Raw genomic sequence first — 1,125 nt, 5'->3', positions numbered from 1 at the left:
CAAGTGGGTTCTAAAGACGGCGAGAAAATCAGCATCGCTATCGGTTCAAGCGCGGGCTGGAACCTGGCAGCGGCGGGTGCCGGCGGCATTTCTAGCGATACTGTCAACACCTACGAATTCAAAACCACTAAAGCAGTTAGCGATCAGCAAACTGTTGTTGATACCAAAAACACTGATTACCTGGCGAAGAAAGCTATCTCTGATGCTGATGCCACTAAACAGCCTGCGACTGATGCAGCTAAAACTGCGCTGGATACAGAAACTGCCAAAATGCCAGCACTGCTTAAAACTGCGACTGACGCAGGCGAAGCGGTTAACGGTAACGTGCGTACCGTTGCTGCCAAAGGCTTCGACGTACTGAAAGGCACCGTGACCGGCGGCGCTACTGGCGTTGCAGACGGTGGTAGCCCACTGGCTGCTATCGATAAAGCGCTGAAAGCAGTCGATACTCAGCGCAGCGTGTTGGGTGCGTCTCAGAACCGTTTTGAGTCAACCATCACCAACCTGAACAACACTGTAAACAACCTGACTTCCGCACGTAGCCGTATTCAGGATGCCGATTACTCTACCGAAGTGTCCAACATGAGCCGTGCGCAGATCCTGCAGCAGGCAGGGACTTCCGTATTGGCACAGGCTAACCAGGTTCCACAAACTGTCTTGTCTCTGCTGCGTTAATTCCCCGTCGAGCAGGATATCGAGCCTCCGCATTGCGGGGGCTTTTTTGTGTCTGTTATTTATTGGTTTTTTAATAAAAACACGCGATTTAATTAAAGCTATGAATGCATGTGCCGATAAATAAAGGGACGGTGATTGAAGCCGTAGGCAAGAAGCCTAAACATTAGCCGAAACATATTTAAAGGAAATAATACTATGGCGGTAATTAATACTAACAGCCTGTCTCTGCTGACTCAGAACAACCTGAACAAATCCCAGTCTACTTTGGGCACCGCCATTGAGCGTCTGTCTTCCGGCCTGCGTATCAACAGCGCGAAGGACGATGCAGCGGGTCAGGCGATCGCCAACCGTTTCACTTCTAACATCAACGGTCTGACTCAGGCTGCGCGTAACGCGAACGACGGTATTTCTCTGTCTCAGACCGCAGAAGGCGCGTTGGGTGAGATCAAC

At 50.8% G+C, this 1,125-nt stretch carries 1 protein-coding gene and 1 pseudogene; both read left to right on the top strand.

Annotation, left to right across the window (positions count from 1 at the left end; all coding sequences use genetic code 11):
• A partial coding sequence (locus DBA33_RS21130) for a flagellin (RefSeq protein ID WP_276148147.1) occupies positions 1 to 675 on the top strand: 675 nt, incomplete at its 5' end.
• A gap of 195 nt (positions 676 to 870) precedes the next feature.
• A pseudogene (locus tag DBA33_RS20305) lies at positions 871 to 1,125 on the top strand (flagellin FliC); the annotation flags it as partial.

Source organism: Yersinia sp. IP36721 (assembly GCF_003634395.1).
GTDB classification, from domain to species: Bacteria; Pseudomonadota; Gammaproteobacteria; order Enterobacterales; family Enterobacteriaceae; genus Yersinia; species Yersinia entomophaga.
The sequence above is the reverse complement of the archived record's forward strand: the minus strand, read 5'-3'. Positions and strand labels throughout refer to the sequence as shown.